This window comes from Kribbella antibiotica (genome assembly GCF_004349055.1).
Classification (GTDB): Bacteria; Actinomycetota; Actinomycetes; order Propionibacteriales; family Kribbellaceae; genus Kribbella; species Kribbella antibiotica.
In genome coordinates, this window is the sequence record NZ_SMKX01000139.1 from 1 (window position 1) to 24,589 (window position 24,589).

27 protein-coding genes and 1 pseudogene are annotated in these 24,589 nt (G+C 67.4%); 20 read left to right on the plus strand and 8 right to left on the minus strand.

The genetic code is table 11. The features are described 5' to 3' along the window. Together E1263_RS43865 and E1263_RS33075 are read left to right on the plus strand one after the other, a co-directional pair. The coding region (locus tag E1263_RS43865) for a hypothetical protein (RefSeq protein WP_238161758.1) at positions 1-287 on the plus strand (287 nt) is incomplete at its 5' end. Next, on the plus strand, positions 259-1,026 hold the full coding sequence (locus E1263_RS33075) for a pseudouridine synthase (protein ID WP_132174615.1): 768 nt from the start codon (positions 259-261) through the stop codon (positions 1,024-1,026). The genes E1263_RS43865 and E1263_RS33075, both read left to right, overlap by 29 nt. A gap of 72 nt (positions 1,027-1,098) precedes the next feature. Here E1263_RS33075 and E1263_RS33080 read toward each other — a convergent pair whose 3' ends face one another. From E1263_RS33080 to E1263_RS33090, 3 genes are all read right to left on the minus strand, one after another. Then, entirely contained in the window at positions 1,099-2,952 is a 1,854-nt protein-coding gene (locus E1263_RS33080; RefSeq protein WP_132174617.1) for an HNH endonuclease signature motif containing protein, read from the minus strand. Between the two features lie 64 nt (positions 2,953-3,016). Beyond that, the gene (locus E1263_RS33085) at positions 3,017-3,598 is read right to left on the minus strand and encodes a dihydrofolate reductase family protein (RefSeq protein WP_132174619.1); all 582 of its coding nucleotides are present in this window, start codon (positions 3,596-3,598) and stop codon (positions 3,017-3,019) included. Positions 3,599-3,607: 9 nt separating this feature from the next. Further along, the gene (locus E1263_RS33090; RefSeq protein ID WP_132174621.1) at positions 3,608-4,120 is read right to left on the minus strand and encodes a pyridoxamine 5'-phosphate oxidase family protein; all 513 of its coding nucleotides are present in this window, start codon (positions 4,118-4,120) and stop codon (positions 3,608-3,610) included. A gap of 107 nt (positions 4,121-4,227) precedes the next feature. Here E1263_RS33090 and E1263_RS33095 point away from each other — a divergent pair, with 107 nt between their 5' ends. The 4 genes from E1263_RS33095 to E1263_RS33110 all read left to right on the plus strand — a co-directional run bounded on the left by E1263_RS33095 (position 4,228) and on the right by E1263_RS33110 (position 8,319). Further along, the gene (locus E1263_RS33095; protein ID WP_132174623.1) at positions 4,228-4,374 is read left to right on the plus strand and encodes a LysR family transcriptional regulator; all 147 of its coding nucleotides are present in this window, start codon (positions 4,228-4,230) and stop codon (positions 4,372-4,374) included. Between the two features lie 137 nt (positions 4,375-4,511). Then, complete coding sequence (gene pafA / locus E1263_RS33100) at positions 4,512-5,873, plus strand: Pup--protein ligase (protein ID WP_132174625.1); 1,362 nt, start codon at positions 4,512-4,514, stop codon at positions 5,871-5,873. Between the two features lie 51 nt (positions 5,874-5,924). Continuing rightward, positions 5,925-7,199: a GNAT family N-acetyltransferase gene (locus E1263_RS33105; protein WP_132174627.1), complete on the plus strand. Its 1,275-nt coding sequence runs from the start codon at positions 5,925-5,927 to the stop codon at positions 7,197-7,199. A gap of 142 nt (positions 7,200-7,341) precedes the next feature. Next, positions 7,342-8,319: an FKBP-type peptidyl-prolyl cis-trans isomerase gene (locus E1263_RS33110; protein ID WP_132174629.1), complete on the plus strand. Its 978-nt coding sequence runs from the start codon at positions 7,342-7,344 to the stop codon at positions 8,317-8,319. Between the two features lie 35 nt (positions 8,320-8,354). Here the strand turns inward: E1263_RS33110 and E1263_RS33115 are convergent, their stop codons facing one another. Beyond that, positions 8,355-8,810, minus strand: coding sequence for a hypothetical protein (locus E1263_RS33115; protein WP_132174631.1), 456 nt, complete (start codon positions 8,808-8,810; stop codon positions 8,355-8,357). A 31-nt stretch (positions 8,811-8,841) separates the two neighbouring features. Next, positions 8,842-9,942 (minus strand): DUF3866 family protein, encoded by a 1,101-nt coding sequence (locus E1263_RS33120; protein WP_132174633.1) that lies wholly within the window; start codon positions 9,940-9,942, stop codon positions 8,842-8,844. 79 nt (positions 9,943-10,021) lie between these two features. On the opposite strand from E1263_RS33120, the gene E1263_RS33125 reads away from it, so the two are divergent. Then, on the plus strand, positions 10,022-10,978 hold the full coding sequence (locus E1263_RS33125; RefSeq protein ID WP_132174635.1) for a helix-turn-helix transcriptional regulator: 957 nt from the start codon (positions 10,022-10,024) through the stop codon (positions 10,976-10,978). Continuing rightward, positions 10,971-11,942 carry a helix-turn-helix transcriptional regulator gene (locus tag E1263_RS33130; protein ID WP_132174637.1) on the plus strand — a complete coding sequence of 324 codons (972 nt, stop codon included), beginning with the start codon at positions 10,971-10,973 and terminating at the stop codon, positions 11,940-11,942. The genes E1263_RS33125 and E1263_RS33130 overlap by 8 nt, the downstream gene beginning before the upstream one ends. Here the strand turns inward: E1263_RS33130 and E1263_RS33135 are convergent. Next, positions 11,939-13,129, minus strand: coding sequence for a winged helix DNA-binding domain-containing protein (locus E1263_RS33135; protein ID WP_132174639.1), 1,191 nt, complete (start codon positions 13,127-13,129; stop codon positions 11,939-11,941). The two genes, E1263_RS33130 and E1263_RS33135, sit on opposite strands and share 4 nt — an antisense overlap. A gap of 127 nt (positions 13,130-13,256) precedes the next feature. Between E1263_RS33135 and E1263_RS42940 the strand changes: the two genes are divergently transcribed. From E1263_RS42940 to E1263_RS33165, 7 genes are all read left to right on the plus strand, one after another. Continuing rightward, the gene (locus tag E1263_RS42940; protein ID WP_165956829.1) at positions 13,257-13,421 is read left to right on the plus strand and encodes a hypothetical protein; all 165 of its coding nucleotides are present in this window, start codon (positions 13,257-13,259) and stop codon (positions 13,419-13,421) included. A 60-nt stretch (positions 13,422-13,481) separates the two neighbouring features. Continuing rightward, complete coding sequence (locus tag E1263_RS33140; RefSeq protein ID WP_132174641.1) at positions 13,482-13,772, plus strand: twin-arginine translocase TatA/TatE family subunit; 291 nt, start codon at positions 13,482-13,484, stop codon at positions 13,770-13,772. Positions 13,773-13,793: 21 nt separating this feature from the next. After that, the gene (tatC, locus tag E1263_RS33145) at positions 13,794-14,618 is read left to right on the plus strand and encodes a twin-arginine translocase subunit TatC (RefSeq protein WP_238161759.1); all 825 of its coding nucleotides are present in this window, start codon (positions 13,794-13,796) and stop codon (positions 14,616-14,618) included. Continuing rightward, positions 14,618-15,490: a diacylglycerol/lipid kinase family protein gene (locus tag E1263_RS33150; protein ID WP_132174643.1), complete on the plus strand. Its 873-nt coding sequence runs from the start codon at positions 14,618-14,620 to the stop codon at positions 15,488-15,490. The genes tatC and E1263_RS33150 overlap by 1 nt, the downstream gene beginning before the upstream one ends. Before the next feature lie 143 nt (positions 15,491-15,633). Next, a complete protein-coding gene (locus E1263_RS33155; RefSeq protein WP_132174645.1) occupies positions 15,634-16,461 on the plus strand; it encodes a chitosanase in 828 nt (275 codons plus the stop codon). A 114-nt stretch (positions 16,462-16,575) separates the two neighbouring features. Beyond that, complete coding sequence (locus E1263_RS33160) at positions 16,576-19,434, plus strand: DEAD/DEAH box helicase (RefSeq protein ID WP_132174647.1); 2,859 nt, start codon at positions 16,576-16,578, stop codon at positions 19,432-19,434. Positions 19,435-19,443: 9 nt separating this feature from the next. Continuing rightward, positions 19,444-20,688: a serine hydrolase domain-containing protein gene (locus E1263_RS33165; protein WP_132174649.1), complete on the plus strand. Its 1,245-nt coding sequence runs from the start codon at positions 19,444-19,446 to the stop codon at positions 20,686-20,688. On the opposite strand, the gene E1263_RS33170 is transcribed toward E1263_RS33165, so the two are convergent. Further along, positions 20,685-21,149 carry a MarR family winged helix-turn-helix transcriptional regulator gene (locus E1263_RS33170; RefSeq protein ID WP_165956830.1) on the minus strand — a complete coding sequence of 155 codons (465 nt, stop codon included), beginning with the start codon at positions 21,147-21,149 and terminating at the stop codon, positions 20,685-20,687. The two genes, E1263_RS33165 and E1263_RS33170, sit on opposite strands and share 4 nt — an antisense overlap. 63 nt (positions 21,150-21,212) lie before the next feature. On the opposite strand from E1263_RS33170, the gene E1263_RS33175 reads away from it, so the two are divergent. The 5 genes from E1263_RS33175 to E1263_RS33195 all read left to right on the plus strand — a co-directional run bounded on the left by E1263_RS33175 (position 21,213) and on the right by E1263_RS33195 (position 24,253). Then, positions 21,213-21,584, plus strand: a complete 372-nt coding sequence (locus E1263_RS33175; protein WP_132174653.1) for a cupin domain-containing protein — start codon at positions 21,213-21,215, stop codon at positions 21,582-21,584. A 48-nt stretch (positions 21,585-21,632) separates the two neighbouring features. After that, entirely contained in the window at positions 21,633-22,103 is a 471-nt protein-coding gene (locus E1263_RS33180; RefSeq protein ID WP_132174655.1) for a GyrI-like domain-containing protein, read from the plus strand. Next, a complete protein-coding gene (locus E1263_RS33185; RefSeq protein WP_132174657.1) occupies positions 22,104-23,159 on the plus strand; it encodes an ArsR/SmtB family transcription factor in 1,056 nt (351 codons plus the stop codon). It begins immediately after the preceding gene. Positions 23,160-23,262: 103 nt separating this feature from the next. Continuing rightward, positions 23,263-23,652, plus strand: coding sequence for a DUF6153 family protein (locus E1263_RS33190; protein ID WP_132174660.1), 390 nt, complete (start codon positions 23,263-23,265; stop codon positions 23,650-23,652). Between the two features lie 52 nt (positions 23,653-23,704). Beyond that, positions 23,705-24,253: a DUF305 domain-containing protein gene (locus E1263_RS33195; RefSeq protein WP_132174662.1), complete on the plus strand. Its 549-nt coding sequence runs from the start codon at positions 23,705-23,707 to the stop codon at positions 24,251-24,253. A 51-nt stretch (positions 24,254-24,304) separates the two neighbouring features. Here E1263_RS33195 and E1263_RS33200 read toward each other — a convergent pair. Beyond that, positions 24,305-24,589: pseudogene (locus tag E1263_RS33200) on the minus strand (pyridine nucleotide-disulfide oxidoreductase); the annotation flags it as partial.

The following is a 24,589-nucleotide window of genomic DNA, read 5'->3' on the forward strand; positions in this document are numbered from 1 at the left end:
CCGCAACCCCCGACCAGCCCGACGACGAAGAGCCGGAGGACGTCGAGACCGCCTCTGAGCCCGACGAGCCCGCCGCTGACGTTGTCGCAGTGAGCTCCGAGGACGACGAGCCCGGTGTGACCGCCGAGAATGCGACCCCCGAGGCTGGGGACAGCGCGAATGGTGGGGATGCGCCGAGCCGGTGGTATCCCTACGACCAGACTGCCGAGGAGTTCGACTCCCCGGATGCCGTAACTAATCGTGATAGACCGAATGGTGATGGAGAGTTGCGTGAGCGAGGTGAGTAGCGAGGTGAATGACGACGAGGGCATTCGGCTGCAGAAGGCGTTGGCCCAGGCTGGGGTCGCGAGCCGCCGGAATTCCGAGATTCTGATCGAGCAGGGACGCGTCGAGGTCGACGGTGCTGTGGTGAGGGAGTTCGGGACGCGGGTTGACCCGGCCGTTTCGGTCATTCGAGTGGACGGTGTGCGGATTCCGCCGACCAGTGCGCACGCCTATCTCGTGCTGAACAAGCCGCGCGGCGTCGTCACCACCATGGCCGACCCCGAAGGCCGCGAGTGCATCGCGGACTACGTGCACGATCGGCCGGAGCGCCTCTTCCACATCGGCCGCCTCGACACCGACACCGAGGGCCTGCTGCTTCTCACCAACCACGGTGAGTTCGCGCACCGGCTCGCACACCCGTCGTACGAGGTCTCCAAGACGTACGTCGCCGAGGTCGAGGGCAACGTGAAGCCGGGCACCCTGCGTCGCCTGCTCGACGGCGTCCACCTCGACGACGGCCCGGCCCAGGCCGACACCGTCAAGGAGATGTCCGCCATCCGCGGCCGCACGCTGATCCAGATCACCTTGCACGAGGGCCGCAACCGCATCGTCCGCCGCATGTTCGACGCGATCGGCCACCCGGTCAAGCGCCTGACCCGCACCGCCATCGGTCCGGTACGCCGCGGCAACCTGCACACCGGCGAACTCCGCGAACTCGACTCCAAGGAACTCGGTCAGCTCCTCGACATCGTCGGCCTCTGAGAGCACGGCTGACTCGAGCCGTTGATGTCTCGGCGCCTGGTCAGAAGGGCGCCTGGTCAGAAGGGTGCCTGGTCAGAAAGGCGGCGGGTCGGCTCCGACCGGCGGTTGAGATCCGGTACGCCGGGTGATCGGCCCGCGGGCGGGTGGGACCGTGGTGTAGCGGTGCCCGGTAGGTGTCGTCAGGGTGACGGATCCGTCGGGATGGTTGGTCGTGGTCCATCCCCACTCCGGCGTGTCCTTGATGACGTGGTGGTACTCGCAGAACGGCGCGAGGCCGGCCAGCTTGGTCTTGCCGGACTTCGCGAACGGCGTGCCGTGATCGCGGTCGCACTGGCGGGATGAGCGGTTGCATCCGGGCCAGGCGCAGACGGGATGCCGGGCGAGCAAGGTCTCGCTGACCAGGGTGCCCGGGTCGTGTCTGGTGGTGGAGGCCTCGAGGACGGTTCCGTTCATCGGGTCGGTGAGGAGCCGGCGCCAGGTGCCGTTGGCGGCGATCTGTCGGGCCAGCTCGGCGGGGATCGGGCCGTAGCCGGACAGCTCGCAGGGGTCGTCGTCCAGGCCGAGCAAGGTGCTCGCTGGGATCAGGACCTCGATATGTGGCCTGCGCCGGTGTTGGTCCGGTAGCCGGCGGCCGAGCCAGTCGAGGCCGTTGGACAGGATCTGGCGGAACACATCGGCAACAACGTCTGCGCGGCGTTGTGCCGCGGTGCGCTTCTTCGGTGGCTGATCAGCGGATGCAGATGTGTCCGGTACGTCGGACTGTGCAGTGTGGCCGTGGTCGTCGGTAGGAGGCGGCGTCGTGTGGGGCGGCCGGTCGTCGCCCTGCGGGCGGGCTGCCTGCTCGTCGCCTGCCTGCCCGCCGACTACCTGCTCGTCGCGGGCCTGCTTGTGATCGGCTCGCTTGGCGAGGTCGGCCATGGCCTGGACGGAGACCCAGATCTCCTGGATCTTGTCGGCGGAGTTCACGACCCAGAGGCCGGCCATGCCGTCGGCAAGCGGCACGATCTTGCAAGTACGTTCCTGCATTGCTGCGCGGTGGCGGTCTGCCTCGGAGGCAGCGGCGTACTTGGCGACCTGCGTGCGCAGTGACTTGCGGAGGTTGGCGTGGGTTTGGGAGGACGCCCGGCGCAGCACGTGGGACTCGACCGCCTGTGCGTCCTTGTCGGACAGACCGCGGGTGCTTTCGGAGATGGCGAGAGCCTTCGCCCAAGGCAGCGAACCGGTACGCACCGCGGACAGCGTTGCGGCCAGCGGACCGGTCAGGCGCAGAGCGGTCTCCATGTGCCGGACCGTGGTGTTGGTCGAGAGATGGAGGGCAGCCCCGATTTCCGCGGCCCAGGAACGCTCGGGGTCGACCGGACGGCCAGAGGAGTCGACCACCTCGGGGCGGCTCAATTCGGCGGCCTGCGCCTTGCGTTGGCGGTAGAACGACGCCATGCCCGAGGCCTTCGCCGCTGCGGCCCAGGCGGCCAACCGCTCCGTTGCCTTGATGAACTCGATCAGGGCCATCGGTGACAGGCATTGCGGGCGCACGTTCTCCAGGGCGGCTGCGAGTTCGCCGCCTGGTGGGAGGAAGACCCAGGCTGGTGCCTCGCGGCGCAGCATCTCGAGCTCCGCCTCGTCCTGGTCGACGCCGGACCACAGCTCCCACTCCAACGCGTCGACCTTCGAGGTGGGCGGAAGATCGTCGTACAGGTCGGCGTACACATCGGCGTACACATCGGCGTACACATCGGCGTACAGATCGTCTTCGCTGAACTCGAACTCGTCGGGGACCTCAATGAGGTGATCCGGCGGCCCGGGCTCTGTCCACGGCGTGCGAAACATAGGCGCTGGGGGCGGTAGCCGTTGATCACAGGCCCCGGGCGTGGCGGCGTACCCGGCAAGCAGGTGCTCGTCGGGTACGCAGGCTGGGCTCGAGGTCATGCGCCTACATTAGAACATCTGTTCGATTACGCAAAATCGAGACGACCGGCCCAATGGCTGTCGATCAATCGCCGGTGAGCGGCCGGTAGCGGACGTTGATCTCGGCCGTCGGGTGGTCGCCGTTGATCAGCTGGAGGCGGACGGGGGAGCCGCCCGGGTTGTCGAACAGGCGGATCCCGTCCCCGAGCAGGACCGGGGCGATGTGCAGGTCGATGTCGTCGATCAGGCCGAGCGCGAGGGCCTGCCGGCCGATCGACGCGGACAGGATCTCGAGGTTCTTCCCGTCGGCGGCTTCGAGACCGATCCGGATCGCTTCGGCCACGCCACAGTTGAGGAAGACGGTGTTGGGTGTGGGCGGGGCGTCTTCGGGATGGTGGGTGAGGATGAACACGGGCGCCTGCCAGGTGCCGTCGTAGGTCGAGTCGGCGTCGGGAAAGGCCTCGAAGCCGTCGCGGCCGCCGAGGATGGCGCCGGTGGTGCTGGTGTACTCCTGCGTGATGTCGGGGCGGCGGTTGGTGATCCCGCCCATCCAGTCCATGGCGTGGTTCGGGCCGGCGACGAACCCGTCGAGCGACATCGTGAAGTGCCACAGAACCTTGCCTGCGGCGGTCTGCGGGGCGGTGTCCGGAAGTGCGGTGGAGGTCATCGGTTTCCCTTAGCTGTCGGGGTTGGCGACGGCGAGCCTGGTATCGACGGGGTTGTCGAAGCGGGCATCGCCGCCGCGGATGAGTACGTAGTGCTGACGGATCGATGCCCGATAGACCTGCAGTTGGCCTGCCGGTCCGGCATCGGTGAGATCGAGGTGCTGGTGCTTCGGCAGATGTGAGTTGAGGAGCTCGATCGCGGCCGGCCGAGCGGTGTCGTCGACCACGCTCGCGGTCGCTTCGAGGTAGAGGGCTTCGGCTCCGCCGATCGGCGACTGGGTGTCGAAGACAGTGATGGCCACGGCCGGATGACGCGCGATGTTGAGGGAGTGGCGGCTGGTGGGTGCGGACACCCAGAGCACGCTGTCCGTGCCGTCTGCCACGAAGAACACCGGGGTGACCCAGGGATCGCCCGCGGGGCCGACCGTGCCCAGTACGAGGTAGTGGTGCTGGGCGAGGAGCCGCGGCACCATCGGCCACATCATGGCGTTGGCCGAACTGTCCGCTGCCAGTCGCTCGTTCATGGGACCCTCCTTGGTGCTGCGCCGTCAGGACGATCCTGCGGCGTACCAACGGTGGTGATCAACGAGAAGATCGGCCCGATTGCTAGGCCGGGCTGAATAATGGCGGCATGGAGCGACAGGACATCGAGGTGTTCCTCGCGCTGGCCGAGGAGCTGCACTTCGCCCGAACCGCAGAGCGGCTCCGGCTGACGCCTGCCGCGGTGACTCAGTCGATCAAGAAGGTGGAGCGCCACCTGCTTTCGACTACGTACTGACGTGGTGCACCGGCAACCTGAATGCTCTGGCCCACGCATTCCTGGACCACGTCCGGGGACCACAAAGGGATAACGCCCGGCGACGGCGCGCCTGAGACAGCGCACGGTTGTCGGAGGCGGGACGTAGTGTGGTGGATGTGAACCGGCGAATCTTCGGACTGGAGAACGAGTACGGCGTCACGTGTACCTTTCGCGGTCAGCGCCGACTGACCCCCGACGAGGTGGCGCGGTACCTGTTTCGGCGGGTTGTGTCCTGGGGGCGGAGCAGCAATGTCTTCCTCCGCAACGGGGCACGCCTCTACCTCGACGTGGGCTCCCACCCGGAGTACGCGACCGGCGAGTGCGATTCGGTCACCGACCTGATCGCACACGACAAGGCAGGCGAGCGGATCCTCGAAGGACTGCTCGTCGACGCGCAGAAGCGGCTGCACGACGAAGGCATCTTCGGTGACGTCTACCTGTTCAAGAACAACACCGACTCGGCCGGTAACAGTTACGGCTGCCACGAGAACTACCTGGTCAGCCGGCACGGCGACTTCGCCAAGCTGGCCGATGTGCTGATCCCGTTCCTGGTCACCCGGCAGCTGATCTGTGGCGCCGGCAAGGTGCTGCAGACGCCGCGCGGTGCGGTGTACAGCGTCAGCCAGCGGGCCGAGCACATCTGGGAGGGCGTCTCCAGCGCGACGACGCGGTCCCGGCCGATCATCAACACCCGCGACGAGCCGCATGCGGATGCCGAGCGCTTCCGCCGGCTGCACGTGATCGTCGGTGACTCGAACATGTCCGAGACCACGATGCTGCTCAAGGTGGCCAGCACCGATCTGGTGCTGCGGATGATCGAGGCCGGCATCGTGATGCGCGACCTGACGCTGGACAACCCGATCCGGGCGATCCGTGAGATCAGCCATGACATGACCGGCAAGCGCGAGGTCCGGCTGGCCAACGGCCGTGAGGCGAGCGCACTGGACATCCAGGGCGAGTACCTGAACAAGGCCCGTGACTTCGTCGACCGTCGTGAGCTCGGGACGCCGGCCGTGGAGCGGGCGCTGAATCTGTGGGAGCGCTGCCTGAAGGCGATCGAGTCCGGCGACCTGTCCGGGATCGAGCGCGAGATCGACTGGGTCATCAAGTACCGGTTGATCGAGCGTTACCGCCAGCAGAACAACCTCGGACTGGCCAGCCCGCGGGTTGCCCAGCTCGACCTGGCGTACCACGACATCCACCGCCCGCGCGGGCTCTACTACCTGCTGGAGCGCAAGGGCGCGGTCACTCGCGTCGTCGACGACCTGCGGGTCTTCGAGGCCAAGTCGGTGCCGCCGCAGACCACGCGGGCGCGGCTGCGCGGCGAGTTCATCAAGCGGGCCCAGGAGCGCCGCCGCGACTTCACCGTCGACTGGGTGCACCTGAAGCTGAACGACCAGGCCCAGCGCACGGTGCTGTGCAAGGACCCGTTCAAGGCCCACGACGAGCGCGTCGAGAAGCTCATCGCCAGCATGTAGCCCTCGGCTAAAGGAAGTGACCGGCCGATCTTGACCGTCTAGAAAATCATCATGACGATCGAGATCCGGCCGGTTACTCACGCCGAGGCCAAGGACTACCTGCAGGTGCTGCCCTGGGCCAACGGCCTCCCGCAGGAGGAGCCCGAGCCCTCGGCCTGGTACGCCGGTCGTGCGGTGAACCCGCCGCAACGCAAGGCGACGCCCGAACAGCTGGACCGGTACGCCGCTGAGTTGCCGGCCGACTGGTTCCGCCCGCAGGCCGCGTTCGTGGACGGCAAGCTCGCCGGTGGTTCCGCGATCGTCTCGGTGCAGATCACGCTGCCCGGTGGGCGACAGGTCCCGATGGGCGGAGTCACCTCGACGGGCGTGCTTCCGACGTACCGGCGTCGTGGACTGCTGCGGAAGCTGATGGCGGCGATGCTCGACGACTGCCGCGAGCGCGGTGAGTTCCTGGCTGGGCTGAGTGCGAGTGAGGGGACGATCTACGGCCGGTACGGGTTCGCTCCCGCGACATTCCAGCACCGGTGGGAGGTCCGGCGTACCGATGTCTCCTTCCAGACTGCGTTCACCGACCCCGGGCAGCTGGAGTTGGTGGACGGTGCAGTCGCGGCGGACGTGTGGCCGATGCTGCACGAACAGGTGCGGGCAGTGCGGGTTGCTGAGGTCAGTCCGCTGCCAGGTCGTTGGAGTGGGCTCGCTGACGGCGCACTGCCGGCAGATGGCACCGGACCGGCGTTCCACCTGATCCACCGCGACGCTATGGGCGCCCCAGACGGCGCAGCGATCTTCCGGCTCCCGTGGTCACCGGACCCCGACCATGCGGGCGAGCTGCAGGTAGAGGCATTCGAGGCGCTCAACCACGACGCCTACCGGGCGCTGTGGGGACTACTACTCGATTTCGACCTCACCAAGCGCGTAGTGGCGGCACGGCGGCCAGTGGACGAGCCACTGCGCTGGATGCTGACGAATCCGCGGGCCCTCAAGCTCACTCGGACGCGGGACAACCTCTGGCTGAACATCCTCGACGTACAACGCGCACTTGAGGCCCGCACCTACGCAGCAACCGATGCGCTCGTTCTAGAGGTGGACGGCATCACCTGGCGTCTTGAGACCGACAAGAACGAAGCAGCCTGTACGGCGGCGCCAGGGCAGCGCGCGGATGTCAGCCTGACTGTGAATGAGCTGGGATCGCTGTACCTGGGCGGAGTCCGGGCCAGTGAGTTCCGCGACGCTGGTCGGATCGCAGAGCACACCCCTGGTGCGGTGTCCCGGCTTGACGCTGTGTTGCGACCGGACCGCGCTCCGCACAACGCAGTGGGCTTCTGAAGCGCGTGACTCTACGTGGTGTGACCCAATGGTGACGCATGCGGCAGCTGGTGCGGTTGTGTGTGCAGGCTAGGGTGGTCCGCGTTGTTGCCCGTCGATCGAATGGCGCAGACCGCGCCGGGATGTTTCGAGGTGCTGGTTCGTGCGCAAGTTGCTGAGTCTGGTCGCAGTCGTGGCCCTGGGTTCCACGATGGTGGCCTGCGGTTCCGAGAAGAAATCCGAGTTCGGAGCCGGTGGGATCAAGGTGGCGTCGGAGTTCGGCGCGAAGCCGACCATCACGCACCGCGAGGGTGAGCCCGACAAGGCTCTGGTGACCGAGGTCCTCAAGGAGGGCGACGGACCCGAGGTGAAGAAGGGCGAGCTGCTCACCGCGAACTACCTCGGCCAGATCTGGCGCGACGGCAAGGTCTTCGACAACTCCTACGACCGCGGCGCGCCGTCGTCGTTCCCGATCGGCACCGGCGGTGTCATCGGCGGCTGGGACGAGGGTCTGGTCGGCAAGAAGATCGGCAGCCGCATCCTGCTCTCCATCCCGTCCGACAAGGGCTACAAGGAGAAGGGCAACCCCGAGGCCGGCATCCAGGGCACCGACACCCTGATCTTCGTCGTCGACCTGGTCGGCGCGGCCGCCAACGACACCAAGCTCGACGCCGAGCCGGCCACCTCCGCGAACACCAAGATCAAGGTCACCGGTGAGCTGAACGCCGAGCCCAAGGTCGCCGTTCCGGCCGGCACCAAGGCTCCGGCGAAGCCGGGCAAGCCGATCGTGATCGCACTCGGCAAGGGCAAGCCGGTCGAGAAGGGCAGCCAGCTGATCGGCCGCTACGTGGTCTACGACTACACCGGCAAGAAGCAGGCCAGCACCTGGGACGGCCAGCCCGCCAGCCAGACCGCACCGGCGACGCCGGGCGCTCCGACCGACCAGCTCCAGGTCGGCCCCGGCCCCACCGGCCAGGCCGGTGCCCTCGATGGCCTCGCCGGCGTACCGGTCGGCAGCCGTGTTCTGGTCGAGCTCCCGGCGACCAAGGACGCCAAGGGCAAGGCCGTCAACGCCTTCGCCGTGATCGACATCCTGAACTCCTTCCCGGCCCCGAAGCAGCAGGCGCAGCCGGGCCAGTAGTTTCTGCCGAAGACCGCCTGACCACAGCAAGTGGGTCAGGCGGTTTTTGTATTCCGGAACCAGCGGTTGGTTTCGGGAGTGAAGGTCAGCAGGAGTGCGGTGACTACTGCGGTGACATGCAAGCTGCGCAGTACGGCGGTCAGCAGGAACTGTGCTGACCAGTCGATGCTGCTGAGGTCGTGGTCGAGGAGCCAGATGATCGGGCCGACGACCAGAGACGCCATGCCGACAGTGCCCAGGAGACCGGCCAAGAGGTAGCGGGACCAGTTGGTGCCATGCCGGAAGTACCGGTCGATGACGACGAAGAGGCCGCCGTACACGAGAGTGCGGATGGCGATCTGGGCGGCGATGGCGGGCATGGCGACACCGTCATGGAGTGCGCCGATGACTCCGACCACCGACTCCGCGACTCCGGCGGCCACAGCGAGCAGCCACAGAGTGGTGGCCCACCGCGCAGTCAGGGGTGCTGGGGAGGGAGCGAGAACTGTCATGCTCCCAGCGTCACTGACTACGGCGTCGCATTCAGGAGTTCTGTGACCACACTCCTGGTGGTGGTACGTCTACCAGCCTGGCCGCGTGACGGCCCGCAGCGGCGGCTGCCTCGAAGTACGCGCGGTCCTGGTCGAGTGAGCGGCCCATGGTGGACAGCTTCACCGGTGCGGCGACCATGGCGTCGTACAGGCCGTCGACACCGACCCGTACGACGCGGTGCCGGGCCTTGAGCGGTTCCGCGGCGTCTCGGACTGCATCGCCGAACTCACCATCCAGATCCGGTACGACGACGTCGGCCGGCCGCAGTGCGACCCGACCGTAGGCCGTGAGGCTGTGATGGGAGATCCCGCGGTGGCGTGGTCGCGGGTCGGCCTCGGAGATGCGCAGCGAAGCCACGGCTCGGCCGCCGAGAGTCTCGACCGCGTTGACCGCCTCACCCGATTGCACTCCGCTGAACCCCCAGCGAGTCCCAGTACCGAGATTGCCCGGCCCCTGCGTCAGTACGACGAGCTCTGCGGCCAGCACGTTCACTGCGGTCAGCAGACCGGTGTGAACCGTGACAGCCTCCCGGTCGCCGCCGTACGCCTGCCCGACTGTCACCGTGCTGCTCAGCCAATTGGCCTCCCGCAGCGCGGCGACAGTCCGCGAGAACGCGAGCGGCAACGCGCCACCGTCGGTCATCACGTAGACGACCCGAGTATTCGGCCGCGCCTCATAAACCCCAGCCAGTACGGCGGGCAGTGCGGAGTGCAGGTCCGCCACGACAACCGGCGTATCGAAGAGGTCGTCGGCGTCGCGCAGTGCGTCGTGGTCCGGTGACTCCTGGTCGTCCGCGCCCATCACCATCGTCTGGAGTGGTGTGTAGCGAGCCTTCACCAGATGTCCGCCCTCAGGCGGATCTGCCGGCAACCTGTCGGGCAGTGCGACCACCAGGGCGTAGCCGCCGGTCCCGAGGCCTTTGTCGAGCGCACTGACGTTTAGCAGCACGCGGTCACCGGCCACCGGCGTACCGACCAGCTCTGGGTAGGCCAGCGCGCGCACCGGCTGCTCACCGACCAGCACGGTCAGCTCCACCGCTCCAGTCCAGCTTCGACCGACCTGCGTCACCACACCATCACGCCACCGAATCACACGGTGACGATAGTCGGTCCGAACACCTGTTCGGTGCGGGGAGGCGTGCTTTGGCTCCGGAAGGCCGTAAGGTGGCCTGGTGTCGGCGCGGAAGAGTGAGCGACTGCTGAACGTGGTCATCTGCCTCCTGGTTGCGCGCACCTACGTGACGAAAGAGCGCATCCGCGAGGTCGTCGAGGGGTACGCGGGCCAGACCGACGACGCCTTCGAGAAGATGTTCGAGCGCGACAAGGACGAGCTGCGCGACCTCGGCATCCCGATCGAGATGGGCACCATCGACAAGTTCTTCTCCGATGATGTCGGCTACCGGATCCGCCGGGACGTCTTCGAGCTGCCCGAAGTGCACCTCGAGCCGGACGAAGCCGCCGTGCTGGGTGTCGCCGCGCGCGTCTGGCAGCACGCTGGGCTCTCCGAGGCCACCACCTCGGCTGTGCTGAAGCTGAAGGCGGCCGGGATCCAGACCGACCAGTCTGCGCTGAGCGCGATCGAGCCGCATGTCGGTGCGTCGGAGCCTGCCTTCGACACCGTCTGGTCGGCAGTGGTCAGCCGGACCGCAGTGCGGTTCCAGTTCCTGCGCAGTGGCGCTACCGAGGCCATGACGCGGACGCTGGAGCCCTGGGGCATCGTCTCCTGGCACGGCCGCTGGTACGTCGTCGGTCGCGACCGGGATCGTGAAGCCACCCGCATGTTCCGGCTGTCCCGGATCGGCGGCGATGTGAAGACCGTCGGCAGCCCGGGGGCGTTCACCGTCCCCGAGGGCACCGACCTGCGCTCCCTGGTCGCGGAGCTCGGTCCGCCGCGTCCGACGTCCGAGGCGAAGGTTCGGGCGCGCACCGGCTCGTGTGTCAGCCTGCGCCGCCGTTCCAACGCCATCGAGCCGTACGAAGAGGGCTGGGACCTGCTCCACGTCCCGTACGCCGACTCGTCCGTGCTGGCCGAGGAGATTGCGTCGTACGGGCCGGATGCTGTGGTTGAGGGCCCGGGTGACGTGCTGGACGGGGTGCTGTGGAGACTCCGGACGGTGGCCGGTGTCTAACGCGCGTGACCAGGTGCAGCGGCTGCTCGCGCTGGTGCCCTACCTGCAGGAGAACGACGGTGCCCGCGTCGATGACGTCGCCAAGGAGTTCGGCGTCCGGCCGAAGCAGATCCTCGCGGACCTGAAGGTGCTGTGGTTCTGCGGCCTGCCCGGGGCGCAGATGGGCGATCTGATCGAGATCGACATCGAGTCCGCCGAGGGCGAAGGTGTCATCCACATCAACAACGCGGACTACCTGGCCCGGCCGCTGCGGCTGGCGGCTGACGAGGCGCTTGCGCTGCTGACTGCACTGCGGACGCTGCGCGAGGTGACTGCCGGTCAGGACCGCGATGCCGTCGACCGGGCGATCGCCAAGCTGGAGCAGGCGGCTGGTGAGGCCGCTGCAGCACACGAGGGTTCTGCGGCCCATGTGCACGTCGAGCCGACCAGGCCCGAGATCGCTGAGACGGTCAACCGCGCGCTGGCCGGGAAAAGGCGCCTGCACCTGACGTACGACGTACCGTCGCGGGACGAGACCACTGAGCGCGATGTGGACCCGATGCGACTGGTTGTCTCCGACGGGCGCAGCTATCTGGAAGCGTGGTGCCGGCTGGCGGAGGACGTGCGGCTCTTCCGGCTGGACCGGATCGCTGCGGTCAAGCTGCTCGACCTGCCGAGTGAACCGCCGCCGGAGGCGACTCCGCGCGACCTGTCGAACGGCATGTTCCAGCCGTCCGAGCGGGACTTGCTGGCGACCATCCGGCTCGCACCGCCGGCTCGCTGGGTCGCGGAGTACTACCCGAACGAGTCGGTCGAGGAGGGACCCGAGGGCTCGCTCATCGTCAAGCTGCGGGTCGCTGACATCTCCTGGCTGCAGCGCCTGGTTCTCCGCCTCGGCGGTGCGGCCACCGTGCTCGACCCGCCCGACCTGAGCAGTCAGATCGCCGAGACGGCCCGCGAGGCACTGTCGGCGTACGAGCTTTAGCCCTGGCTGAGCTGTCGCTCCAGCGGGACCCGAAAGCGGGGTGTCACCCGGACTCCGGCGAGCCAAGTGGTCCAGCTGGCGGCCGCTGCCTCGACCAGCGTCCGCGTCTCGCGACCGACGTCCTCGAGTAGCTGGAAGCGCACCTCACCGGACTCCGGCTGGCCCCAGCCGCCGATGATTCGTCCGTCGGCCCAGACTGTCGGACCGATGTTGCCGGTGTTGTCGAAGAGCTTCGCCTTGTGGTCGCCGAGATACCAGCCGCGGTCCTTCCAGCCCATCGGCGTCGGGTCGAGTGCCGGCAGAAAGGCCACCCAGGGCTCGACAGGCACCTCCGGCTCCTCGTCGCCCGGCAGTACATAGCCAATCTGGCCGTCCAGATCGACCTCCACCGCCTCGACCGCAGCCAGTGCCTTCTTGGTTTGACCACCTGTCCACCCGGCCCACCACTGCAGGTCTGCAGCCGTCCCGGGCCCGAATGACGTCAGCCAGGCCCGGGCGAGCGTTATGCGTGCCTCCTCGGCCATCAGCTTGTCGCCCAGACCGCCTGCCAACCACTCCTCCGCAGGAGACCACTGGTGCTGGCTGCTCAACCAGGTGCCGAGCGGGCGACCCCGGACGATCCGTCCCTCCACCGCCAGCTGGAACAGCACCCGACTCGTCACGTATGGCGCAGCGGCGTACGCCTTGCCCTCAGCCATGTTGAGTCTGGTCCGCAGCCGGGGCTCATCAGCAGACAGCTCCTGCGCAGTAGCCGACCCACGTAGCGCCAGCGCAGTCGCAGTCGACTCTTCGACGGTCCGCAGCCACGTGCCGCAGGACTCCGCATCGTCGGCCACTCCAGCCTCGGTCAGGTGCTTGACCAGCAACCTGCGCTGCTTGACCGCAATGTCATCCGCGCACGCCGCCTGAACAACCGGCCCGAACCCCGTCGGTACGACGAACACTGTCCGGCGCATCCCGAGCATGCGGATCAGCGTCCGATCGTCGTACAGGGCACGCTCTGTCGCTGCGACGTCACTGCCAGGCACGCGAGCGGCGATCGACAGATGCACAGTGGCCGGATCGGTCGCGTGGAGAGCAACCACCGCCGTAGCGGCCTCAGTGGCGTCTGCCGCCTTGCTCGACGCTGCGAGCCGGTGCCTGCGCCCGATCCGCCCCCGCCGCTCCTCGACCCCGATCTGCCGCATTCCGCTCCCTCACGCTGACCTCGCCCTGGTGGACACCTGGTTTTACCATCACGTTCGGACACCGTTGTCAGAACGTGACGCCCCGCCCAGCGTGGGCGGTGACCGGGAACCGGCTAGGCTCGGGGGCATGTTCTGGTTCCTGCTGTTCCTTGCGGTGGTGGCGGTGTGGCTTCTGGTCCTCGCTCTGCTCGCGAAGAAGCTGTGGGGAAAGTCCAAGGCGCTGCTGCGAGAGTTCGGCGCCGCTCAGTCCAAGCTGGACGCTGCAATGTCGCAAGATCGGGTCCGGGCGTAGTATCCGTCTCGAATCTCCGGCGTGCGCCACGAGTAGAAGTTCTGTGAAAGGGAGACCGACATGAACCCGCTCATCTCGATGCCTTCGGGCGCAGAGTGGCTGGTCGTCCTCGCGATCGTCGTCCTGCTCTTCGGATCGACCAAACTGCCCGCCCTGGTCCGCCAGCTGGGCAAGTCGAAGAAGATCTGGGAAGAAGAGGTCGGCCCCCGCAAGAAGGACGCGGAGCTGACCGAAGAGGCGAGCACGCCGCCGGCCCAGACTCCTGTGCAGCAGGCGGCCCCGCAGGCCCAGGCACAGCCGAACGGCCAGGCGCCGGGTGACGGCCTGCCGCCCACCCACACGGCCAACTGAGCCGAGTAGTACACCTTGTCGATGGTGAGGTTCGGGCGACGCAAAGACAAGAAGGAGCGTCACCCGAAGGACGAAGAGGGTCGGATGACCCTGCGCGAGCACATCACCGAGCTGCGCAACCGGCTGGCGATCGCAGTGCTCGCGATCGTGGTGATGTCGATCCTCGGCTACATCTTCTACGACCAGGCGCTGGCCTTCCTGAAGCGGCCTTTCGACGCCGGTGTCGCCGACCTCCTCGCCAGCAAGAACGGCGGTAAGCGGCCGGAGCTCACCTTCAACTCGGTGACCTCGCCGTTCACCTTCCAGATCAAGATCTCGCTGGTGTTCGGTCTGGTCCTGTCCAGCCCGGTCTGGCTGTACCAGCTGTGGGCGTTCATCGCGCCCGGGCTGCACCGCAGCGAGAAGAAGTGGGCGTACCTGTTCGCGGCGATCGCCACTCCGCTGTTCGCCGCCGGTATCTGGGTCGCCTACTGGACACTGCCCAAGGGCATCGAGATCCTGATCGGCTTCACCCCGAGCTTCGCCCAGAACCTGATCACGCTGCCGGAGTACCTGGACTTCGTCCTGCGCACGATGCTGGTGTTCGGGATCGCGTTCCTGCTGCCGCTGGTGGTGGTGCTGCTGAACATCCTGGGCATCGTCCCGGCCGCGGCGCTGGCGAAGTTCCGGCCGTACATCATCTTGGCGATCTTCGTCTTCGGCGCGGTGGCGACACCGTCCGGTGACCCGTTCTCGCTGATGTTCCTGGCCATCCCGATGTGTCTGTTGTTCTTCGGCGCCGAGATCGTCGCCAAACTGAACGACCGTCGTCGGCGGCGCAAGAACGACGAGCTGCTGGAAGCCTGATGAGCCGCAAGATCGCGCTGGTGGTGAACCCCACCAGCGGCCGCGGCCTGGGTGCTCGGGTCGCTCCGCTGGTCCAGTCCCGGCTGCAGTCGGCCGGGCTGACCGTCGACACCTACGAGACCACCTGCGCCGAGGACGTCGGCCGGATCGCCGCCGAGGTGATCGCCTCCGGTGCGGATGCGGTCGCGCTGATCGGTGGCGACGGCACGATCCATCTCGGGGTTCAGGTGCTGGCCAAGTCGGGGATGCCGTTCGGCGTGATTCCGGCCGGGACCGGCAACGACTTCGCCCGCGGCCTCGGCGTACCGCTGGGGGATCCCGGCGCGGCGGCCGACCTGATCGTGGCCGGCGATACTCGCCAGATCGACCTCGCGGTCGCGCATGGGGAGTTCATCACCACGGTCGTGTGCGGTGGCTTCGACTCACTGGTGAACAAGCGGGCCAACGCGATGACGTGGCCCAAGGGCAATGCGCGCTACACCGTGGCCACGCTGGCTGAGCTCCGCACGTTCAAACCACTCGAGTACGTCGTCACGATCGACGACCAGGTGATCGAGACCGCGGCCATGCTGGTTGCCGTCGGCACAGGTCCGACGTACGGCGGGGGACTGCAGATCCTGCACGGGGCGGATATCGCCGACGGGCTGCTCGACGTCACGATCATCGACCCGGTGTCGCGGCTGACGCTGCTGCAGATGTTCCCGAAGCTGGCCAAAGGGACGCACGTCGGGCATCCGATGGTGCGTACGTTCCGCGGCCGCTCGGTCCGGATCGAGTCACCCGGTATCACCGCGTACGGCGACGGCGAGCCGCTGGGGCCGTTGCCGGTCGATGTCACGATCGAGCCGGGCGCTCTCACCGTTCTGGCTTAGTCGCTTCCTCAGCCGGCTCTGCCCGGAATCACGGGAAGAAAAAACATTTGTTCGCGAACTATTCTCAACTCTGCACCCTGTCTGATAGTAAAGCTTCCTGTCAGTTGTATTCCTCTGGAACGCCCCCACGGAGGTACCACATCATGGAAGCCCGCCCCACCCGCAGGAACGCGCTCCTGCTCGGTCTCAGCCTCGCCGCCGTTCCGGCCGCCGCCACGCTGGCCACCCGGTTCGCGCCGGCCGCCGGCGCCGCCGTACAGGCTGTCAACCTCGACGATCCCGCGAAGAAGGAGATCGCGATGAAGATCGTCTGCAGCGCGGAGAACTCCTCGCTGGACTGGAAGTCGCAGTACAAGTACATCGAGGACATCGACGACGGCCGCGGGTACACCGCGGGCATCATCGGGTTCTGCTCGGGCACGCACGACATGCTGGAGCTGGTCGAGCTCTACAAGACCCGTAAGTCCGGGAACATCCTGGCCAAGTACCTTCCGGCGCTGCGCAACGTGGACGGCAGCGACTCGCACGCAGGGCTCGACCCGAACTACACCAAGGACTGGGCGACGGCCGCCAAGGACACCGTCTTCCAGCAGTGCCAGAACGACGAGCGCGACCGGGTCTACTTCAACCCGGCGGTTTCCCGCGGCAAGTCCGACGGCGTCCGCGCCCTCGGCCAGTTCGCGTACTACGACGCCATCGTCATGCACGGTGACGGTAGCGACGGCACCAGCTTCGGCGGAATTCGCAAGCGCGCGCTCACCAAGGCCAAGCCGCCGGCTCAGGGCGGCAACGAGACCACCTGGCTGAACGCGTTCCTGGATGCCCGCGTCTGGGCGATGAAGCAGGAAGAGGCCCACAGCGACACCAGCCGCGTCGACACCGCTCAGCGCGTCTGGCTCCGCAACGGCAACTTCGACCTGAACACCCCGCTGGACTGGAAGGTCTACGGCGACAGCTACCACATCGGCTGACGTCGGTTTCTGAACAGAGCCGGGCCCCACACCACCTGGTGGGGTCCGGCTTGGTATGTCTGTGGCCGGTAAGTGCGTGGGTTTTTGGGGGTGGGCTCGAATAGTGTGGTGCCTATGAGCACTCCGTCCGAGAAATATGCAACCTTCCGCTCGGACCAGGAGCATCCTGCGGTCAAGGAGTTCCGCGGGCTGTACGACTTCGCGCTGGACGAGTTCCAGCTGCGTGCCTGTGCCGCGCTGGAGGACGGTCACCAGGTGCTGGTCGCCGCGCCGACCGGGTCCGGCAAGACGCTGGTCGGCGAGTTCGCCGTGCACCTGGCGCTCCAGCGTGGGCAGAAGTGCTTCTACACGACACCGATCAAGGCCCTGAGCAACCAGAAGTACGCCGACCTCGTCAGCCGGTACGGCGCTGACCAGGTCGGGCTGCTCACCGGTGACAACTCGATCAACTCCGAGGCCCCGATCGTCGTCATGACGACCGAAGTCCTGCGGAACATGCTGTACGCCGGTTCTCGCACCCTGCTCGGCCTGTCGTATGTGGTGATGGATGAGGTGCACTACCTGGCGGACCGGGCGCGCGGCGCGGTCTGGGAGGAAGTGATCATCCACCTGCCGGAGTCGGTGTCGGTGGTTTCGCTGTCCGCGACCGTCAGTAACGCCGAGGAGTTCGGCGACTGGCTGGCGACTGTCCGCGGGAACACGGTCGTCGTGCTGGAGGAGAAGCGGCCGGTGCCGCTGTTCCAGCATGTGATGGTGGGCAAGCGGCTGCACGATCTCTTCGCGGGGGAGGCGCCCACGGCCGGTGCCGGCGCGCAGGCGCAGTTCGGGCCGTCGGCGGGTAGCCCGAGTCGTTCGGGGAACCCGGCGAAGGCTGCATCGCAGAGCTCGGCCACTGACCTGCGCGACATGGTCAATCCGAACCTGGTCAAGCTAGCCCGCGACGACAACCGCATCTTCCGCGACGACTCGCGCAAACCGCGCCGCCGTCGTGACCTGCCGAAGGGCAAGCCGACCCGGTCGAACTTCACGCCGTTCCGCTCCGACGTGGTGGAGGAGCTGGACGCGGGCGCGTTGCTGCCCGCGATCTACTTCATCTTCTCGCGGAAGGGCTGCGAGGACGCGATGCTGCAGTGCCTGCGGTCCGGCCTGCGGCTGACGAAGCCGTCGGAGCGCGACGAGATCAAGCGGGTGCTGGCCGACCGGATGGTCGACCTGCCGGACGAAGACCTTGGTGTGCTGGGCTATCACGACTTCGCCGAGGCGCTCAGTCGCGGGATCGCGGCCCACCACGCGGGCATGCTGGCCGCGTTCAAGGAGGTCGTCGAGGAACTGTTCGCGCGCGGCCTGATCAAGGTCGTGTTCGCGACCGAAACGCTTGCCCTGGGCATCAACATGCCGGCGCGCACCGTCGTACTGGAGAAGTTGGGCAAGTGGAACGGCGAGGCCCACGTCGACATCACCCCGGGGGAGTACACGCAGCTCACCGGGCGCGCCGGTCGGCGCGGGATCGATGTCGAGGGGCATGCGGTCGTGCTCTGGCAGCCCGGGTTCGATCCGCGGGCGGTGGCCGGGCTCGCGTCGACGCGTACATATCCGCTGCGCTCGTCGTTCTCCCCGTCGTACAACATGGCCGTCAACCTGGTCCGCCAGGTCGGGCGGACGCGGGCTCGCGACATGCTCGAGTTGTCGTTCGCGCAGTTCCAGTCCGACCAGGCCGTGGTCGGACTGGCGCGGCAGGTGCAGCGCAACACCGAGGCCCTTGAGGGATACAAGGAGTCGATCAACTGTCACCTCGGCGACTTCCTCGAGTACGCCGCCCTGCGCCGCCGGATCGGGGATCGGGAGTCGTCGGGTTCGAAGGCGCGCAAGCAGGACCGCCGGGTCGAGGCGCAGGAGTCGATCGAGAAGCTGAAGAACGGTGACATCATCCGGATCCCGGCCGGCCGGAGCGCGGGCTGGGCGCTGGTGCTCGACGCCGGTATGCGGTCGGAGCGGGAGGGGCCGCGACCGACCGTGCTGACGCTGGACCGGCAGGTGCGCAAGCTGTCGATGATCGACTTCCCGACCCCGGTCGAGGCGATCAGCACACTGCGGATCCCGAAGAAGTTCAACGCGCGCAACCCGCAGCAGCGGCGTGAGCTCGCGCAGGTGCTGCGGGTTCGCACCGACATGCTCGGCGAGGACGGCCCGCCGTCGCGGACCCGTGGCCGCGATGTCATCAGCCATGCGGACGACCCGGAGGTCCAGGAGATGCGGGCGGAGCTGCGCGCGCACCCGTGCCACGGCTGCTCCGACCGCGAGGACCACGCTCGCTGGGCCGAGCGGTACTTCCGGCTCGACCGGGAGACTCGCGATGTCCAGCGCAAGATCGAGCAGCGGACGAACACGATCGCCCGCCAGTTCGACCGGGTCTGCCAGGTGCTCGACGCGCTGCACTACCTGGAGGGCGACAAGACCACCGACGCCGGCGACCGGCTGGCGCGGATCTACACCGAGCTCGATCTGGTCGCGGCGGAATGCCTGCGGCAGGGCGTGTTCGATGATCTGACCGTGCCCGAGTTGGCGGCCGCGCTGGCTGCGCTCGTCTACGAGTCGCGCTCGAAGGACGAGCCGACCTCACCCCGGCTGCCGCAGGGCGACGTCCGCCCGGCGCTGGAGAAGATGGGCTCGATCTGGCGCGAGCTGTCGGCGCTCGAGCGGGACATGCGCGTCGACTTCCTGCGTTCGATGGACCTCGGCTTCTGCTGGCCGGCGTTCCGGTGGTCGTCGGGTGCGTCGCTGGCCGAGGTTCTCTACGAATCGGATCTGGCCGCCGGTGACTTCGTGCGCTGGACCAAGCAGCTGATCGACCTGACCGAGCAGGTAGCGGATGCCGCGGGTGACAACACCGCCTTGCGTCACACGGCCCGCCAGGTGGTCGAGCAGATCCGTCGCGGTGTCATCGCGTACGCCACCGTGGTGGACGAGGCCTAGAGGGTGCGCGTGGACCTGTCTCGTCGCACCCTCGGAAAGTTTGCCGTCGCCACCGGAGCTGCCACCGCGATCGGTGCGGGCGCGGCGACCTCGGCCGAGGCGGCCTTCTGGAAGGTGACGGGTACGACGGTGCCGGCGCTGACCGGTTTCGACAGCCAGATGAAGACGTTCATGGAGGCGCGGGGAGTCACGGCCGGGCAGCTCGCCGTCACCTACAAAGGCCGGCTGGTCCTGGCCCGTGGCTACAGCGCCCTCGAGACCGTGCCCGTGCAGCCGACCTCGCTGTTCCGGATCGCGAGCCTGTCCAAGTCATTGACCGCGGCCGCGATCCTGCGCCTCGAGCAGGACGGCAAGCTGACGCTCGGGTCCAAGGTCGCAGACATCCTCGGAATCACCGTGCCGGTCGACCCGCGCTGGTCGGACATCACTGTGGGGCGGCTGCTGCAGCACCTGGGTGGCTGGGACCGCGATGTCTCCGGTGACCCGAACTTCAAGGACGCCACGATCTCGCAGGCTCTCGGCGTACCGATGGAGCTCAAGCACGCCGACGTCATCAAGTACATGACCAACCAGAAGCTGGATGCCGCACCGGGGACGAAGTACGCGTACTCGAACTTCGGGTACATGTTGGCCGGCCGGGTGATCGAGAAGCTGTCCGGGCTGAGCTACGAGGCCTACGTGCAGCAGAAGCTGCTGACTCCGTTGCAGATCAAGCGGATGGCGCTCGGCTGGAGCATTGCGAAGCACACCGGCGAGATGCCGTACGACTCGCAGTGGGCCGCGAAGACTGTGCTCGACAACTCCGGCACGTTGGTCAGAGCGCCGTACGGGTCGTTCAGCATGCGCATCCAGGACGCCAACGGTGGCTGGATCGCCAGTGCGCCCGACCTGGTGCGCTGGGCGAAGATGTTCGACGCACCGGGAGCAGTGCTGAACAGTACGTCGCTCGGTCGCGTCTGGGCGCAGCCTGAGACCGGTATCGATCCTGGTGGCTGGTACTACGGTCTGGGCTGGCATGTCCGACCGGTCACCACAGGTGGTACCGGCCGCAACACCTGGCACACCGGCAGCATGTCGGGCACGTCCACGCTGCTGGTGCGCACGTACCACGGCATGAGCTGGGCAGTGCTGTTCAACCGGCGCGACGACCCGTCCGGCAAGCCGTACGGCGACATCGACGCAGCCATGTGGACAGCAGCCAAGGGTGTCACGACGTGGCCGACGCACGACCTGTTCCCGCAGTACTTCAGCTAGAACATCAGCGCCTTGAAGTGGGGCGTGATGACCTCCGCCTCGCCGGCCATGGCGGCCAGTACGTCGCGTAGTCCGTCGACGGACTGGTCGCCGAAGCGGGTGCGCAGCCGTCGTTCGTAGGCCTGGTGGTACTTCCGGGCCGCCTTCAGTGCTGCCTGGCCGCGGTCGGTCAGGTGCAGGAGGCGGACCCGGGCGTCGGACGGGTCCGGGCGGCGTTCGACGTACCCACGCCGCTCCATGTCATCGGCGAGTTGGCTCGCGCCCTGTTTGGTGATCTCCAGCCGCTCCGCCATCCCGCCGATCGTTGCCGGCCCGTCGCCGAGCGTGCGCAGCACGAAGCCGTCCGACCTGCCCTGGTCGTTGAACCCCTGCTCCGCGGTCGCCTCGCGCAGTCCGCGCACGAACTCCTGCTCGGCCAGCAGTAGCAGAATTCCGAAATCGAGCTTGCCCACATCCGTCATACCGGTCATGATAGTCAAGCCAGCTTGGTCAAGCTGGATTGACTAAATAGCGGAGGGGATCTCATGCCAGTCGTTCGTGCGGCCGACGCGCCGAAAATACAGGCACCTGGACTCGAATTCACTGTGCAGGCCGCGCCGAGCCTGGGCTCGCCCAGTGTGTGCACCTGGCGGCTGCGAGTCGACCCTGGTTTCCAGGTCGACGCACCGCACACCCTGGACGCGGACGAGGTCTTCGTCGTCCTCAGCGGCGCTGTCCAGATCACTCCGGACGGCGAGAAGCTCACCGCCGGTGACTCGTTGATCGTCCCGGCCGGTGAACCCATCGGCATCACCAACCTGGGGGAGGGGCACGCCGAAATCCAGGTCGTCATCACCTCCGGCTTCACCGGCACCATGGCCGACGGCAGCACCGTGCAGCCGCCCTGGTCCCGATAACGCGTTAGGTTGAGGCTGATCGCGTCGTTCGAGTGGAAGGACTGTGTGATGCCGGAGATCGTTGAGCTGGCCGAGCGGCCGTACGTCGCTCTTCGGGGGACCGTGCAGCTGGACCAGATCAGTGCGTTCGCTGACCGGATGCACGAGGTGATCCGCTGGCTCGTGGCACGCGAGATCGCGCCGAACGACGCGCCGTTCTTCAAGTACGACGTCGTCGACATGGAGGCCGGTCTCGTGCTGGAGATCGGCTTCCCGGTGGACGACCTGCATGCTGGTGAGGGCGAGATCGTCACTGGGGTGCTGCCGGCTGGGCGGTACGCCACGGTGTCGCACCACGGGCACCCGGACGGCCTGATGGACGCCACCCGCGACCTGCTCGCCTGGGGCGAGGCTGAGGGTGTCGAGTGGGATGCGGACGGCGACAAGTGGGTGTCGCGGCTGGAGATCTACCTGTCCGACCCGCGTGAGGTGCCGAACATGGCGGACTGGGACACCGAGCTGCAGTTCAAGCTGAAGTAGGTGCCCACAGTCCTCGCAGGTGCCGGTCAGCTCGCGCCAGAGCGCATCCGGCACGTCGCCTCACCCCTGATCGAGCTCGGCTGCGCACTGCACGTGCTGGCCGAGCCCCGGCATCACAACCGCGTGGAGTGGGCGGCCGCCGTACCGTTGCCTGCTTCGCTGCGCTCTGAGCTCTTGCAGTGGACGTGGACGGTGCGTGCGGTGCGGGCGCGCTTCTTCGCCACCTCGTCGTCGACCGGGGTGCCGTCGTGGTCCGCCGAGCTGGCGGCGCTGCGGGCGCGGTCACCCGAGTCTTTGGCCGCGGAGCTCGTCCGACCGCTGCGGGGTCGCCCGTTGAGCAGTCGCGAGGTCGACGTGGACGCCGTACGGCACTGGTCCCGCAGCCGCGGCCCTGCGGTCGCATCACTCGTCGGCGCCTTGCTGGACTCACCCGCAGAGCCGGTACGACGTTTCCTCGACCTGCTGGACGCTTGTTGGACCACGTGGTTCCACGAGGTGTGGGACTCGTCCCGCGACGCACTCGCCGCCCGCGGCCGCCAAGACCGCGACCTCGCCGTGCGCGACGGCGTACTGGCCATGCTGCAGTCCCTGGACAGCTCCATCGACATCCGCGACGAAGACAGCGTCGTCGTCCAAAAGGTCCAGAACAAACGCATCGACCTGACCGACCGCTCCGTGCTGCTGGTCCCCAGCAACCACATCGCCCCGCACCTGTTCCTCGGCGAGATCCCCGGCGAACCCCTCACCATCATCTACCCCGCCACAGGCCGCGGCCCCGCCGTCCCCACCGCCCAGCAAGTGCGCGCCCGCCTCGAAGCCCTGGCAGCCCCTGACCGCCTCCAAGTCTGCCGAGCCGTAGCCAGCGAACCCCGCACCGCCGGCGAAATCGCCGCCCTCTGGAACCTCCACCCCACCCAAGTAACCCGCCACCTCAAAGCCCTCACCCGAGCCGGCCTGGTCACCGCCGAACGCCAAGGCCGCTTCGTCACCTACCACCTCAACGAATCCACCCTCCAGTCCTTGGGTCCACACCTGCTGACCCTCATCCTCAGATAACCCCACACCCCGCGCTACGTTGGCAAAAGCGAAGGAACGGCCGTGGGAGCCGTCGGTTACCGACGTCTGACTGGGTGATTGGGTGACGACATAAGCTGTGGGGATGACGACACGGCATGCACTGGTACGGCGGGGGCCTGCGCGGCTCCTGGTCGTCGTACTGCTGCTGGCCGGCGTTTTCGCCATGCACGCGCTGACGGGCAGCCACAACTCGGCTATGGCTGAGCATGTGCCGTCGGCGCACGTGATGGTCGTCGGTGACGCACCGATGCTTGAGCCTGCCGAGGACGGCCATCTGCACGCGATGGGTGAGATGTGTCTGGCGGTTCTCGCGGCGTTGTTGATGGCGCTTGTGGTGATGCTGGTACGGCGTTCCTTCGCGCCCGCGCACCCAGTTCCGCCGACCGGGGCCGTGGTGCCGGTGGTGGTCGCCGAGCCGTCACCGCCGTGGCGGCAACCGAGCCTGTCGAAACTCTGCGTCCTGCGGACCTAGGCCGAGCCCTGGCTCCAGGCCTATCCACAGCAACGACAAAGGACTCGAACTCATGCGACACCGTTTCTGGATCACCCCTGCCTTGATTCTCCTGACCGCGTGCGGCGCTCAAACCCCAGCCTCAGCTGACTTCAACGACGCCGACGTCACCTTTGCGACGCAGATGATCCCGCACCACCAGCAGGCCGTGCAGATGGCCGGCATGGCCGGTCACAACGCGACCAACCGCGAGCTGAAGAATCTCGCCACCGCCATCGAGGCAGCCCAAGATCCCGAGATCAAAACCCTCGCCACCTGGCTCACCACCTGGGACAAACCAGTCCCCGCCCCAAGCCACGGCGGACATGGCGGCCACGAAATGCCCGGCATGATGACTGAAGACGACATGTCCGAACTGGGCAACACCAAAGGCGCCCAGTTCGACCGCCAGTGGACCCAGCTCATGATCGAGCACCACCAAGGCGCCGTAGCCATGGCGAAGACGGAACAGTCCACCGGCAAGTATCCGGAGGCCGTAGCCCTGGCCGGCAAGATCCAATCCGACCAGTCCGCCGAAATCACCACCCTCCAACGCCTACTGGCCAAACTCCCAACCAGCTAACGCAAACGCGCCAGGTCAGGTGCCAAGCCAACACCTGACCTGGCGGGTGACTTACGCGCGGGGCTTCAGCAGGTCTCGTAGCGCGCGAGCTGCGGTGAAGCCGGCTCGGTTGGCTCCTATGGTGCTGGCGGAGGGGCCGTAGCCGACCAGGTGGATGTGGGGGTCGTCCGCTACTTGGGTGTCTTGCATGCGGATGCCGCCGGAGGGCTCGCGCAGGTGTAAGGGGGAGAGGTGGGCTAGGTCGGCGCGGAAGCCGGTGGCCCAGAGAATGGTGTCTACGTGTTGGTGGTGGCCGTCGGGCCAGGTGGGGCCGTCGGGGGTGAGGCGGTCGAACAT